Source organism: Actinomycetospora atypica (assembly GCF_042653685.1).
In the GTDB taxonomy this organism is placed as follows: Bacteria; Actinomycetota; Actinomycetes; order Mycobacteriales; family Pseudonocardiaceae; genus Actinomycetospora; species Actinomycetospora atypica.
The window spans coordinates 1-12,939 of the sequence record NZ_JBHSIV010000065.1 but is presented as its reverse complement, the minus strand read 5'-3'; the positions used below and the strand labels follow the sequence as shown (position 1 = coordinate 12,939).

The window sequence follows — 12,939 nt, the reverse complement described above, 5'->3', positions numbered from 1 at the left end:
GCGGTCGGCCGCGCCGCGGGGCCCGGGATCGAGCCGGCCGGTGCGCAGGTCGCCGCGGCGCAGGCGGGCCGAGGAGGCGTCCGCGGCGGGCCGGGGCTCGCGGCCCGCGGAGGGGCCGAAGCGGCGGGCGGGGTCCCGGGGGCGGTCGAGGTCGCGCGGGGCACGATCGTCGTCCACGCGGCCTCCTCCCTCGGTCTCGTCGTCGCACGTCGTGATCGGACGATCGGTCCGGAGCCGCCCTGCGAGGGACATCGTCGTCCCGCGCGAACGGCTCAAGGGGCAGGCTAGACGGCCACACCCACGTTTCGCGGGCACCACCCGTTCGGACCCGCCGCGGCGCGTCGGAGGATGGCACAGAGTCACTCGGGCAGGTGGGACCGGCACGTCCGGGCCCGGAGCAGCAGGGGAGGAGCACCACGTGCGCTGGATGGTGACCGGAGCAGGAGGCGCGCTCGGGACGGACCTCGTCCGGGTGCTGACCCAGAGCGGTGAGCGGTTCTCCGCGCTCACGCGGGCCGACCTCGACATCACCGACCCCGAGGCGGTCGAGGCCGCGGTCGGGGCCTGGGCGTCGGGGTCCGACGAGCGCGCGGTGCTGCTCAACGCCGCCGCGTTCACCGCCGTCGACCTCGCCGAGACCGACGAGCAGGCCGCCGCGGCCGCGCAGGCGGTCAACGCCGAGGCGCCCGGCCTGCTCGCGGCCGCCTGCGCCCGCCACGGCGCCGCGATGGTGCACGTCTCCACCGACTACGTCTTCGACGGCGCCGGCCCCGCCGAGCCCGGGGCGGGCTACGAGCCGTCGGACCCCACCGGGGCCCGCAGCGTCTACGGGCGGACCAAGGAGGAGGGCGAGCGGCGGGTGCGCGAGGCCCTCGACGCCCACCACGTGGTGCGCACGGCCTGGGTCTACGGCGACACCGGCGCCAACTTCGTCGCGACGATGGCCCGGCTCGCCGCGGCCCGCGACACCCTCGACGTCGTCGACGACCAGCACGGGTCGCCGACCTGGTCGGCCGACCTCGCCCGGGCCCTCGTGGCGCTCGGGCGCTCCGACGCGGCGCCCGGCACGCTGCACGCCACCGGCTCGGGCGCGACGACGTGGTGCGGGTTCGCCCGGGCCGTGTTCACCGAGCTCGGCGCCGACCCGGAGCGGGTGCGGGGCTGCACCACCGAGCAGTTCCCGCGGCCCGCCCCGCGTCCGGCCTGGTCGGTGCTCTCCCCGGCGTCGTGGCTGGCCGCGGGGTTCGAGCCGCTGCCCGACTGGCGCGCCGCGCTGCACGCCGCGGTGACCTGCCACCCCGAGCTCCTCGGGCGGGCGCCGGTCGACCGCTGACGTGGTCCGCCCGGCGCACGGGCGGTCGTCGCCGCGTTCGGGGCAGCCCGGACGGAAGATCGCGCGCGGCGTGTCGGCGAATCGTCGTAACCCTTCGGCGACCCGGGCGTTGACCTCACATGGCGCTGGAGACGGTTCTGCTCTCCCTGCTCGGTGTGATCGCCCTCTGGCTCGCGATCGACGCGTGCCGCGAGCGGCACCGCCCCCGGGCGCGGATGGACCGTGCCGAGCGGCGGGCCCGGCCCGCGCAGCCGGTCGCGGCCCTGCCCCGCGCCACGGCGAACACCGGCGGCCTCGGCCCCGGCTCGTGGCGCTACTGGCCGATGGCCCTGCCGGCGACCGATGAGACCCCCCGCGGCTGAGACCCCCCCGCGGCTGATCCCCGCGACGGGGCGCCCGCCAGGATGGGCGGCATGCCCTACGGAGACGGACTCGCGGTCGTCGTCGTGACCTACTCGCCGGGGGAGTCGCTCCCGGCGTTCCTCGACTCGCTGGCCGGCGCGACCACCCGCCCGGTCACCGTGGTCCTCGCCGACAACGGCTCGGTCGACGGCGTCCCCGAGCGGGCCGCGCGCGAGGGGCGGGCGCAGCTTCTGCCGATGGGGGAGAACCTCGGGTACGGCGCGGCCGCGAACCGGGCGGTCGCGGGGCTCGACCCGGACGTCGGCTGGGTGCTCGTCTCCAACCCCGACATCGTGCTGGGCGCGGGCGCGCTCGACCGGCTGCTCGAGGCGACGGAGCGGTGGCCGCGGGCCGGGGCGCTCGGCCCGCTGATCCGCACCGACGACGAGGTCTACCCCTCGGCCCGCCTCGTCCCGTCGCTCGGGCGCGGGATCGGCCACGCCCTGCTCGCCCCGGTGTGGCCGGCGAACCCGTGGACGCGGTCGTACCGGCAGGAGGGCTCGGTGGCCGAGCGGACCGCGGGCTGGCTCTCCGGCTCGTGCGTGCTGCTGCGCCGCGAGGCGTGGGACTCCGTCGACGGCTTCGACCCGCGCTACTTCATGTACTTCGAGGACGTCGACCTCGGCGACCGCCTCGGGCGGGCCGGCTGGCTCAACGTCTACGTCCCCGACGCCGAGGTGGTGCACACCGGCGGGCACGCCACGGAGGCCGACACCGGCACGTCCGCGGCGATGCTCCGCGAGCACCACCGCTCCGCGTACCGCTTCCTCGCCGACCGCTACCGCGGACGCCGGTGGGCGCCGCTGCGGGGCGGGCTGCGCGCCGCGCTCGGGCTGCGGGCGCGGTGGAGCACCCGCGAGGCGGGCTGAGCAGACGGAGCGGGCTAGGAGCGGCGGCGGAACAGCCGCTTCCAGAACGGCACCCTCGCCCCGACCGGCGGCGTCGTCGGCGCGGCCTCGGCCCGCGGGCCCGGGTCGGTGGGCCGGTCCTCGGGGTACGCCGCGGGGAACGGCGCCGTGGCCGGGCGGGTCGCGGCGGTCCGCACCGTCGGGGCCTCGGCCGGCACCGGGCGCATCAGAGTGGGGTCGGACACCTCCACCGGGGTGGTCTCCGGCTCGGACGGCTGGTGATGGCGCCCGCCCGGCGGCCGCTGCTGACCGTCCGTGCGTCGGCGGTCACCCGCCCGGATGGCCGCCTGGGGGATCATCTGGGTGGCGGACGCGTCGAAGGGTGATTCCGCGTTGTCGGGGGTCACGACCGTGGCATTGCGCTGCTGCGCCCGGGCGATAGCCTCCTGAGCACGGTCCCACGCGTTCGACGGCTCCACGACGGTTCTCCTGCCCGGCTTCCGGCGACGGACGGGCCACGGACCGGTGGACCCGGGACGGCCCGGACCGGTGACCTGCTCCAGGGATCGTCACACTAGCGCCCGAACGCGACGACGTCGTCACACCGGGGGCCCACACAACCAGTCAGGGGGAGGTCCGGACGTGACCACCACGGGGGGAACCGGGGTCGGGGCGAACACCGCCGCGGTCGTGCTCGTCGGCGGCCAGGGCAGTCGGCTGCGGCCGCTGACCGCGTCGACGCCCAAGCCGATGCTGCCGACCGCGGGCGTGCCGTTCATCGGGCACCTGCTCTCGCGCATCGCCGAGGCCGGCATCCGGCGCGTCGTGCTCGGCACGAGCTACCGCGCCGAGGTCTTCGCCGACTACCTGGGCGACGGCTCCGGGTTCGGCCTCGAGCTCGAGTGCGTGCCCGAGCCCGAGCCGCTGGGTACCGGCGGCGGCATCCGCCACGCGGCGGCCGCGCTCGACGCCTCCCACGACGAGGTCATGGTCTTCAACGGCGACATCCTCTCCGGGGTCGACCTCGGCGCGGTCCTCGCCGAGCACCGCGGCTCGGGGGCCGACGCGACGCTGCACCTCGTGCGGGTGGCCGACCCCACCGCCTTCGGCTGCGTGCCGACCGACCCCACCGGCCGGGTCGAGGCCTTCCTCGAGAAGACGCTCAACCCGCCGACCGACCAGGTCAACGCCGGCTGCTACGTCTTCCGCCGCGAGGTGATCGACGCGATCCCCGGCGGGCGGCCGGTCAGCGTGGAGCGCGAGACGTTCCCGGGGCTGCTGCACGACGGGCGCCGCCTGCAGGGGCACGTGGAGGCCTCCTACTGGCTCGACCTCGGCACCCCGCAGGCGTTCGTCCGGGGCTGCGCCGACCTCGTGCAGGGGATCGCGCCGACCTCGGCGCTGCCCGGCCCGGTGGGCAAGGCCCTGATGCTCGAGGGCGCCAAGACCGCGGCCACCGCCACCTGCTCGGACGGCACCACGCTGGGCCGCGACGTGGTGGTCGGGGACGGGTCGCACGTCATCGGCTCGGTGGTGATGGACGGCGCCCGCATCGGCGACAACGTCACGATCACGCGCTCGGTCATCGGCCCGGGCGCCGTGATCGGCGACGACACGGTGGTCCACGACGCGGTGGTGGGCGACGACGTCACCGTCGGGTCCGGCTGCGAGCTGCGCGAGGGCGTGCGGCTCTGGCCCGGTCTGTCCATCCCCGACGGCGGTCTGCGATTCTCGGGGAGTGCCTGAGGCAGTACTGGAGGCGGGCGTCCCGGAGGCGCGGGCCCGGACGCGACGCTGGGAGCCCGGTTACGTCCTCGACGTCCGGGCCCTGATCACGCCGCTGCGGCGCGGAAAGGGCGACCCCACCTGCCGCGTCGAGGAGGACGGCACGGTCTGGCGCGTCTGTTCCACCCCTGCCGGCCCGGCGACCACCCGCCTCCACCGCGTCGGCACCGAGATCGTGGCCGACGCCTGGGGCGACGGCGCGGAGTGGGTGCTCGACGGGCTGCCGGCGCTGCTGGGCGCCGACGACGACGACTCCGAGTTCGTCGGCCACCACCCGCTCGTGGCCGATGCGCGCAAGCGCCTGCCCGGCCTGCGGCTCGGGTCGTGCGGGGCGGTGTGGGACCAGCTGTTCGCCGCGATCCTCGAGCAGAAGGTCACCGGCACCGAGGCCCACCGTTCCTGGCGCGAGCTCTGCTGGCGCTTCGGCACGGCCGCGCCCGGCCCGGCTCCCAAGGGCATGCGGGTGCCGCCGACCCCGCGGGAGACGAAGGCGATCCCCGACTGGGAGTGGCACCGCGCCGGCGTCGACTCCGCCCGCCGCCGCGCGATCCTGGGCTGCGCCACGGTCGCCCACCGCCTCGAGCGCGCCGTCGAGCTGCGCGGGGTCGAGGGCCGGTCGCTGCTGCGCAAGGTGCCGGGCATCGGGGTGTGGACGGCCGCGGAGGTCGCCCAGCGCGCCTGGGGCGACCCCGACGCGGTGTCGGTCGGCGACTTCCACATCCCCTCGACCGTCGGCTGGGCCCTCGTCGGCCGCAAGCTCGACGACGCCGGGATGCTCGAGGTCCTCGCCTGCTACGCCCCGCAGCGCCAGCGGGCCGTCCGCTACATCGAGGCCTCCGGGTTCCGGCGGCCCCGCTTCGGCCCGCGCTACTCCCCGCGCGACTTCCGTGAGTTCTAGCGCCGCGGAGCTCTCCCGGCTCACCGGTCTGCCCCTCGCGGAGGTCCGCGGGATGCTTCCCGACGACGGCCTCGTCCTCCGCGAGCACGTGGTCGCCCTGCAGCGCCTCCTGCTCCGGCGCGAACTGGGCCTTCCCGACGATGCGTCGGTCGACCCGGCGGCGCTCCCGGCGGTCCTCGAGGCGGTGCGCGACCGGCTCGACCGCCAGATCGCGGCCGTCCGCGCCGCGCACGACGGAGCGGACGACCCCGCCGTGCTGCTCGACGGGTTCGGGCCCGAGCCCCTCGTCGACGAGGCGTCCCACGAGCTCGCCCGCGCCTGGGCGCGCACCTGGACCGCGGGGGAGCCCGTGGACGGGCAGGCCGCCAGGGAGCTCGCCCACCGGCACCGGGCGCTCGTCGGGACGGACCTGCCCGAGGCGCTCGCCGCGGTGCTCGACCGGCACGGCCACGGTGCCGCCGCCTACGCCCGGGACGTGCTCGCGGTCAGCCGCTGAGGTCGAGCGACCGGCCGAACGCGACGTCGTCGGGCAGCTCCGCCAGCGGCCACCAGCGCAGGTCGACCGACTCCTCGCTGACCACCTCGACCGCCCCCGCGGGCGCCCGCACCAGGTAGCGGACGTCGAGGTGGTGGGTGGGGAGCCCCAGCGAGCACGTCAGGGGGTGCACGTCGAGGTGCACCGGGGCGGCGGAGATCGTCAGGCCGTCGATGCCCGACTCCTCGGTCGCCTCGCGCAGCGCCGCGGCCTGCAGCGTGGGGTCCTCGGGCTCGATGTGGCCGCCGAGCTGCACCCAGCGCCCCACGCGCGGGTGCAGGGTGAGCAGCGCGTGCTCCCCGGCGGCGTCGACCACGAGGGCCGACGCCGTGAGGTGCCCGGGCACGCAGGCGCGCTCGCAGGCGTCGGGGCGGGCGGCCAGGTGGGTCAGCAGGGCGTACCGGATCGCGGACTGGTCGGGGGTCGGCGCCGCCCACGCGGACAGCACCGCGACGGCGTCGTCGTGCACGCCCGTCACAGCTCGACCAGCCGGTCGTCGACCGCGAGCTCGCCGCGCGGCTCCGGGGCCTCCGCGGGGTGTCCCACGGCGACCGCGCCGAGCGGCTCCCACGTGGCGGGCAGGTCGAGCACGGAGCGCACGAGGTCGGCCGCGAAGATCGTCGAGCCCACCCAGCACGAGCCGAGGCCCTCCGCCGCGAGCGCGACGAGCAGGCCCTGGACGGCCGCCCCGCCCGCGACGCTGAACATCGCCGTCTCGCAGGCGGCCCGGCGGTCGTCGGGATAGTCGTGGGCCCCGCCCTCGGCGCCGCGGACCAGGAACGGCAGGACCAGCTCCGGGGCGCGGCGCAGGAGGTCGCCGCGGGCGGTGCGCCGCGCGATCTGCTCGGGGGTGAAGCCGTCGGCGGCCAGGTCGGCGCGCCACGCGTCGGCCATGGCGTCGAGGAGGTCCCGACGACGGCCCGGGTCGCGCAGCCAGACGAACCGCACCGGGCGCGAGTGGTGCGGCGCCGGGGCGGTGAGCCCGGCGGCGACGGCGCGGCGCAGGCCCTCGGGGTCGACCGGGTCGGGAGTGAAGGCGCGGACCGAGCGGCGGGCCGGGACCGCCTCGCGGCGACCCTGGGCGAGCGCCTCGGCGGTGCCGAGCCAGAAGAGGTCCTCGGTGACGGGCCGGACGAGCGCGCCGGCCGTGGGGCCCTCGCCCAGCAGGCCGCCGAGGCCCCGGACGACCGCCACCGGCACGCCGCCGAGCTTGCCCTTGACCAGGTCGGCCGCGGCGGCGACCTCGTCGGCCACCGCGACCTCGGTGACCACCAGTTCGTTGCCCTGGGAGTCGACCGCGCCCGCGTAGCCGTGCAGGGCGACGAGCCCGGCGGAGCCGATCGCGGCGTCGGTCTGCCCGAGCCGCCAGCAGCGGCCCATCGTGTCGGTGACGACGACCGCGACGTCCACCCCGAGCGCGTCGGCGAGCCCCGCGCGCAGACCGGCCGCCGACCCGTCGGGGTCGACCGGCAGCAGGGCCACCTCGTCGGACTCGACGTTCGAGCCGTCGACGCCCGCGGCCGCCTGCACGATGCCCAGCCGGTTCGTGACGATCTTGGTGCGGCCCTTCATGGCGAGGACCCGCACGGTCTCGTCGTCGATCAGGCGCCGCCGGGCCGCGTCGCGCTCCTCGGGGTCGCGCGGCACCGACACCAGCCGGCCCTCGACCTTCGAGAACACCTTGGAGGTGACCACCACGACGTCGCCGTCGGCCACCTGCCCCCGCAGCGCGTCGACGAGGGCGGCCGTGAGGTCGTCGCCCGGCCGGAACTCGGGCAGGCCCGCCACGGCCCACAGCGACAGGGCGGGCGCCGCGTGGTCGGCCACCGCGTGCTCAGACACCCGCGAGCCCCACCACGTCGAGCGCCTCACGCACCATCGCGGCGGTGGTCGCCGGGTCGCGCATCAGCAGCGGCACCGAGCGGACCGCGACCCCGGGCACGTCCGCGGTGTCGCCGGTGTCGACGAGCCAGCCGTCGAGCAGCCCGCCCGTGGAGCGGGAGCCGTAGTGCCGTCCGACGCCCTCGGCGGTGACCTCCACGCCGATCGCGGACAGGCACGCCTCGGCCATCCCGCGCACGGCCTGGCCGCCGATGATCGGCGAGATCCCGACGACGGGCCCCGGCGCGGCGCTCAGGGCTGCGCGCAGGCCGGGGACGTCGACGATGGTCCCGACGCTCACCACCGGGTTGGACGGGGCGATCAGCACCACGTCGGCGTCGGCGATCGCGTCCAGCGCGGCCGGGCACGCCGTCGCCTGGTCGCGGCCCACGGAGGCGAAGCCGTGGGCGGTGGGCAGCGCCCGGTGGCGCACCCACCACTCCTGGAAGTGGACCGCGCGCCGCTCGCCGGTCTCCGGGTCGTCGATCACCACGTGGGTCTCGATGCGGTCGTCGCTCGCCGGGATCAGCGCGACGCCGGGCCGCCAGCGGGCGCACAGGGCCTGCGTGACCTGGGAGAGCGGGTAGCCGGCGCGCAGCATGCGGGTGCGCACGAGGTGGGTGGCGACGTCGCGGTCGCCGAGCCCGAACCAGGTGGGGTCGGCGCCGTAGGCGGCGAGCTCCTCGCGGACCGACCACGTCTCGTCGGCCCGCCCCCAGCCCTTGCCCTCGTCGATCCCGCCGCCGAGCGTGTACATGCACGTGTCGAGGTCGGGGCAGACCCGCAGCCCGTGCAGCCAGATGTCGTCGCCGACGTTGACCACGGCGCGGACCTCGTGGCCCGCGCCCCCCGCGTCCGCGCCGAGGGCCGCGAGCACACCCTGCAGGAACCGTGCGCCGCCGACGCCCCCGACCAGAACCGTGACCTTCACGCCCCTGATCGTCCCCCCGTGCCCCGGGGGCCGGCAGAACGGGGTGGGCCTCAGCGCTGCCAGAAGAAGAAGATCGCGCGCCCCGCCTCGGCGAGGTAGCTGTCGCCCCCGGCCGTCTCGTAGACGAACGACGCGAAGGAGAACAGCGCCTCGGCGGCGGGGCGGAAGAAGATCAGCACGACGAACAGCACCAGCGGCGCGTAGGGCGTGAACGGCGCGACCTTCTGGCGGGTCCGGTCGGAGAGGTAGGGGTCGAGGACGCCCCAGCCGTCGAGCCCGGGGATCGGCAGGATGTTCAGGACGAAGGCCAGCACCTGGATCAGCGCGAGGAACGAGAGGCCGGCGCCGAGCGCGGGCGGGACGAACGGCACGACGAGCGCCAGCAGGACCGCGAGGACCAGGTTCACCAGCGGGCCGGAGGCGGATACCAGGCTCGCCGCGGCCCGCGAGCGCAGCGCCCCGCGCGAGATGTAGACCGCGCCGCCGGGCAGCGGGATGCCGCCGATGAGCAGGAACAGCAGCGGCAGCACGAACGTCAGGCCGGCGTTGGCGTACTTGGTGATGTCGAGGGTGAGGTAGCCGCGGGCCCGGACCCACGGGTCGCCGGCGCGGTGCGCGACGAGGGCGTGGGAGAACTCGTGCAGGCACAGCGACACCGCCCAGCCCGCGAGGATGATGATCACCACTCCGGCGGTGATCGCGATCTCGGAGTCGAACAGGGTGAGCACCGCACCCGCTGCGGTGGCGGCCACGAGCCCGAGGAAGATGGGGCTGGGCAGGGAACGACGGGCGGGACGCAGGCTGGCCACGGCCCCAGTGTCCCAGGCCGCGCGTTGGTTCCTTCGCCACGCTGCGTCGATCAGGTGGCCCGATGCGTTCACCGCACGTGACGACCGTCCGTCGCGACATGCGGCCGAGCGTGTGGCCCCGCTTGACCCACATGGAACGACACCGATGTAATTCCCCCGACGTACACGCCGGTGCGGGGCCGGCGCTCCGCCAGCTGGGGAGTGCTAGCGGTGAGGGAGGCCGTGTGAACGGTGTGGAGAGCAGGTCGGTGGTGCTGGGCAGCGTGGAGTTCGGTGGGGTGACGGCCGGGTCGAGGGCAGCGGGACACGTGACGGGATCACGGGACGTCCTGGGGGAGTTGCTCGCGGTCAGCGGTGAGTTCGACGAGGAGTGGCAGGAACGCGCCCTGTGCGCGCAGACCGATCCGGAGGCGTTCTTCCCCGAGAAGGGCGGATCGACCCGGGAGGCCAAGCAGATCTGCAACAGCTGCGAGGTCCGATCGGAGTGCCTCGAGTACGCCCTCGGGCACGACGAGCGCTTCGGCATCTGGGGTGGGCTCTCCGAGCGGGAGCGCCGCCGCCTCAAGCGCCGGGTGGTCTGACCCCGTGCTCCGGAGTCCACTCCCCCTCCGGAGCGCGGTGCGCGGCCCCTTCTAGTCTCAGGGCCGCCCGGAGGAGTCCGGGCGGCTTGAGACCGACGGCGGCGGGAGGACGTGGTGGCTCCGACGGCACCCGTGCTGGCGGTGCTGGTCTGCCACGACGGTGAGACCTGGCTCCCCGAGTCCCTGGGGGCCCTCGGGCGGCTGACGGTCGGCCCGCGGCGCGTCATCGCCGTCGACACCGGGTCCCGGGACTCGACGCCCGATCTCCTGCGCTCGTCGAACCGCGTGGACGTCGTGCTCGACCTCCCGCGCGACACCCCCTTCGGCACCGCGATCGCCGCGGCCGTGGCCGACGCCGACCGGCGGTGGGGCCGGACCGGCGACCGCAGTTCCGGCGACTGGCTCTGGGTCCTGCACGACGACGCCGCTCCCGAACCCGCCTGCCTCGACGTGCTGCTCTCCGTCGCGGAGTCCTCCCCGGCCGCGGCGATGCTCGGGCCGCTGCAGCTCGACTGGGACGACCCCCGGCTGGTCGTCGAGGCCGGCCTGTCCACCGACGCCTCCGGCCACCGCCAGACCGGCATCGGGTCCGACGAGCTCGACCTCGGGCAGTTCGCCACGAACTCCGAGGTGCTGGCGGTCGGCTCCGCCGGGGCGCTCGTCCGCCGCGGCGAGTGGGACGCCCTCGGCGGGTACGACTCCGCGTACGGCCTCATGCGCGAGGACGTCGACCTCGGGTGGCGGGTCAACCGGGCCGGCGGCCTGGTGCTCTGCGTGCCCTCCGCCCGGCTGCGCCACGCCCGGGCCCTGACCACCGGCGTGCGCCCGCCCGCGGCGGCGGGCACCGACGGCGGCCTGCGGGCCGTCGACCGCCGCAACGGGATGTGGACGCTGCTGGCGAACGCCTCGGGCGCCGGCTTCGCGATCGGGCTCGCCCGCCTGCCCGTGCTCGCGGTGCTGCGCGCGATCGGCTTCCTGCTCCTGCGCCGTCCCCGCGAGGCCAACGCCGAGCTCGGGGCGATGGGGCGCGTCGTCGGCGACCTGTCCGACCTGCGGGAGGCCCGGCGCCGCCGACTCGCGTCCGGCTCGGGCGACCCGCGCGCCGTGCGGGGCCTGCTCACCAGCCGGACGACGAGGCTGCGCAACGCCGTGTCGGGCGGGCTCGCGGGCATCGTCCGGGCCCGGGTCCGCGACGACCTCGACCTCGGCCGGCTCCCGGAGTGGGCCGACCGGCCCGACCGGGGATCGCGGTCCGCCGCGGGCGACGCGGACGGCCCGGAGGACGGGTCGCTGCTCGTCGGGCAGGGCGCCCTCCCCGCCGGCGTCACCGCCCCGAAGCGCTCGACCCGACGCAAGGCGGGCCTGCGCCGCCCCGGCGGCGACTCCGTCGCGGTCTCCCTCGCCGACCCCGGGTCCGCGGGCACCGGCGACGCCGGCCCGACGGAGCTGCTCGGCACCCGCGGGGGCCGCCACCGCGGCACCGAGGACCCCGAGGCGCCCACGGCGCTCGTCGGGATCCCGGCCCCCCGCGCCGGGGCCGCGGGTGCCACGGCCCGGGAGCCCGACCCCGGCCTCGTCGTCGTCCCGATCACCCCGGCCCGGGTCCTGCGCGAGCTGCTGCTCGCCCCGCCGCTGCTGCTGGTCGTCGCACTCACCGTGGTGTCGCTGCTGGTGAACCGCTCGCGGCTGGGGCTCGACCTCGCCGGCGGGCGGCTCCGCGCGATGCCCGGGCTCGGCCCGCTGTGGAGCTCCTACCTCGCCGAGTGGCACCCCGTCGCCGGCGGGACGGCCGCTCCCGCGTCCGCGGCGACGGCGGTCCTCGGCGTGCTCGGGGCGGTCCTGTGGCCCGTCGCCGGGACCGCCGGCCCGGGCGTCGCGGTCTCGCTCCTGCTGCTCGGGGCGCTCCCGCTCGCCGGGCTCTCCGCCTACCTCGCCTCGCGCCCCCTGCGTGTCGGCCGGGTGCTGCGGGCGCTGTCCGCGGGCGTCTACGCGCTGCTCGGGATCGCCGGGGCGGCCGTCGCGCAGGGCCGTCTCGACGCGGTCGTCGCCGTGATCGGGCTCCCGCTGGTGCTCGCCGGGGTGGCGGCCGTGCTGCGGGGGAGCCCGGAGGACCCCGAGGACGGGCGGGGCCGCCGCGGGTCGTGGTGGAGCGCGGCCGCGGGCACGGTGCTCCTGCTCGCCGTGGTGTCCGCGTTCGCGCCGCTGGTGCACCTGCTGGTGCTCGTCGTGGTCGTCGTCGGGTTCGTGCTCGTCCCCGCCCCGCCCGGCACCGCGGCGCGGCGGACGGTGGCGCTCGCCGTCGTCGTCGTGCTGCCCGTGCTGCTGCTCCTGCCCTGGCCCTCGGTCCTGCTGCGCGCCCCGCAGGTGCTCCTGCACGGCACCGGGTCGCCGGTGACCGAGCGGTTCGCCGGCACGCTCGACGTGCTCTCGCTCGACCCCGGCGGGCCCGGCTCGCTGCCGGTGGTGGGGCTCGTCCTGCTGGTGGCCGCGATCGGCGGCGCGCTGCTCGCGCCCCGGCGCGCCGTGGTGCCCGGCCTCGCGGTGACCCTGCTCGGGGTGGTGGCCGCGGGCCTCGTCGGGACCCTCGCCCTCCCGCCGGTCTCGGGCGGCGACCCGCGCCCGGGCTGGACCGGGCCGGCGCTGGCCTTCGCCGCGTGCGGGGCGCTCTGGAGCCTGCTGGCGCTCGTCGCCGAGGCGCGCGTGGTCCCGCTCGGCACCCTCGTGACCGGCCGGAGCGGCCCGCGGCACCGCCCGGCGGCGAGGCGGCGCGGCGACTCCGAGATCGACCTCGGCCCCGACGGCGTGCTCACGCGCGTCGGCGGCGGGGCGCGCTCGGCGGTGGCGGGACTCGGGACGGCCCTCGGGTCGCGACTGCACCGACGGGCGGCCCCCGGCGGCCGGGCCCGCGGGGTCGCGGTGCCCGTGGTGGCGGCCGC

13 protein-coding genes are annotated in these 12,939 nt (G+C 77.0%); 8 read left to right on the top strand and 5 right to left on the bottom strand.

Annotated elements, in window-relative coordinates:
* Positions 1-427 precede the first annotated feature (427 nt).
* The 3 genes from rfbD (at position 428) to ACFPBZ_RS28935 (ending at position 2,604) form a co-directional block, all read left to right on the top strand.
* Positions 428-1,333 (top strand): dTDP-4-dehydrorhamnose reductase, encoded by a 906-nt coding sequence (rfbD, locus tag ACFPBZ_RS28945; RefSeq protein ID WP_378039575.1) that lies wholly within the window; start codon positions 428-430, stop codon positions 1,331-1,333.
* Between the two features lie 119 nt (positions 1,334-1,452).
* A complete protein-coding gene (locus ACFPBZ_RS28940) occupies positions 1,453-1,695 on the top strand; it encodes a hypothetical protein (RefSeq protein ID WP_378039572.1) in 243 nt (80 codons plus the stop codon).
* Between the two features lie 51 nt (positions 1,696-1,746).
* A complete protein-coding gene (locus ACFPBZ_RS28935; protein ID WP_378039571.1) occupies positions 1,747-2,604 on the top strand; it encodes a glycosyltransferase family 2 protein in 858 nt (285 codons plus the stop codon).
* Positions 2,605-2,618: 14 nt separating this feature from the next.
* On the opposite strand, the gene ACFPBZ_RS28930 is transcribed toward ACFPBZ_RS28935, so the two are convergent.
* The gene (locus ACFPBZ_RS28930; protein ID WP_378039570.1) at positions 2,619-3,062 is read right to left on the bottom strand and encodes a hypothetical protein; all 444 of its coding nucleotides are present in this window, start codon (positions 3,060-3,062) and stop codon (positions 2,619-2,621) included.
* A 163-nt stretch (positions 3,063-3,225) separates the two neighbouring features.
* Here ACFPBZ_RS28930 and manB point away from each other — a divergent pair, with 163 nt between their 5' ends.
* The 3 genes from manB to ACFPBZ_RS28915 are packed head-to-tail and all read left to right on the top strand — an operon-like array spanning position 3,226 to position 5,762.
* Positions 3,226-4,329, top strand: coding sequence for a mannose-1-phosphate guanylyltransferase (gene manB, locus ACFPBZ_RS28925; RefSeq protein ID WP_378039569.1), 1,104 nt, complete (start codon positions 3,226-3,228; stop codon positions 4,327-4,329).
* Entirely contained in the window at positions 4,322-5,266 is a 945-nt protein-coding gene (locus ACFPBZ_RS28920) for a DNA-3-methyladenine glycosylase family protein (RefSeq protein WP_378039568.1), read from the top strand. Before manB ends, ACFPBZ_RS28920 begins: the two co-directional genes overlap by 8 nt.
* Complete coding sequence (locus tag ACFPBZ_RS28915; RefSeq protein WP_378039567.1) at positions 5,256-5,762, top strand: hypothetical protein; 507 nt, start codon at positions 5,256-5,258, stop codon at positions 5,760-5,762. The genes ACFPBZ_RS28920 and ACFPBZ_RS28915 overlap by 11 nt, the downstream gene beginning before the upstream one ends.
* Here the strand turns inward: ACFPBZ_RS28915 and ACFPBZ_RS28910 are convergent.
* From ACFPBZ_RS28910 to ACFPBZ_RS28895, 4 genes are read right to left on the bottom strand one after another with little or no spacing between them, the layout of a single operon-like run.
* Positions 5,752-6,279 (bottom strand): NUDIX hydrolase, encoded by a 528-nt coding sequence (locus ACFPBZ_RS28910; RefSeq protein WP_378039566.1) that lies wholly within the window; start codon positions 6,277-6,279, stop codon positions 5,752-5,754. The genes ACFPBZ_RS28915 and ACFPBZ_RS28910 overlap by 11 nt on opposite strands.
* Complete coding sequence (locus tag ACFPBZ_RS28905) at positions 6,276-7,628, bottom strand: coenzyme F420-0:L-glutamate ligase (RefSeq protein WP_378039574.1); 1,353 nt, start codon at positions 7,626-7,628, stop codon at positions 6,276-6,278. The genes ACFPBZ_RS28910 and ACFPBZ_RS28905 overlap by 4 nt, the downstream gene beginning before the upstream one ends.
* 7 nt (positions 7,629-7,635) lie before the next feature.
* Complete coding sequence (gene cofD / locus ACFPBZ_RS28900) at positions 7,636-8,613, bottom strand: 2-phospho-L-lactate transferase (RefSeq protein WP_378039565.1); 978 nt, start codon at positions 8,611-8,613, stop codon at positions 7,636-7,638.
* A 50-nt stretch (positions 8,614-8,663) separates the two neighbouring features.
* The gene (locus ACFPBZ_RS28895; protein WP_378039564.1) at positions 8,664-9,422 is read right to left on the bottom strand and encodes a site-2 protease family protein; all 759 of its coding nucleotides are present in this window, start codon (positions 9,420-9,422) and stop codon (positions 8,664-8,666) included.
* A gap of 329 nt (positions 9,423-9,751) precedes the next feature.
* On the opposite strand from ACFPBZ_RS28895, the gene ACFPBZ_RS28890 reads away from it, so the two are divergent.
* Together ACFPBZ_RS28890 and ACFPBZ_RS28885 are read left to right on the top strand one after the other, a co-directional pair.
* On the top strand, positions 9,752-10,003 hold the full coding sequence (locus ACFPBZ_RS28890) for a WhiB family transcriptional regulator (RefSeq protein ID WP_378039573.1): 252 nt from the start codon (positions 9,752-9,754) through the stop codon (positions 10,001-10,003).
* A 114-nt stretch (positions 10,004-10,117) separates the two neighbouring features.
* Positions 10,118-12,939, top strand: a 2,822-nt coding sequence (locus ACFPBZ_RS28885) for a glycosyltransferase (protein WP_378039563.1), incomplete at its 3' end; no start/stop codon positions are given.

What these genes read in the sequence shown, in the direction of transcription:
- rfbD (WP_378039575.1), top strand. Translation starts at nt 428, where the DNA reads ATGGTGACCGGAGCAGGAGGCGCGCTCGGGACGGACCTCGTCCGGGTG.
- ACFPBZ_RS28940 (WP_378039572.1), top strand. Translation starts at nt 1,453, where the DNA reads ATGGCGCTGGAGACGGTTCTGCTCTCCCTGCTCGGTGTGATCGCCCTC.
- ACFPBZ_RS28935 (WP_378039571.1), top strand. Translation starts at nt 1,747, where the DNA reads ATGCCCTACGGAGACGGACTCGCGGTCGTCGTCGTGACCTACTCGCCG.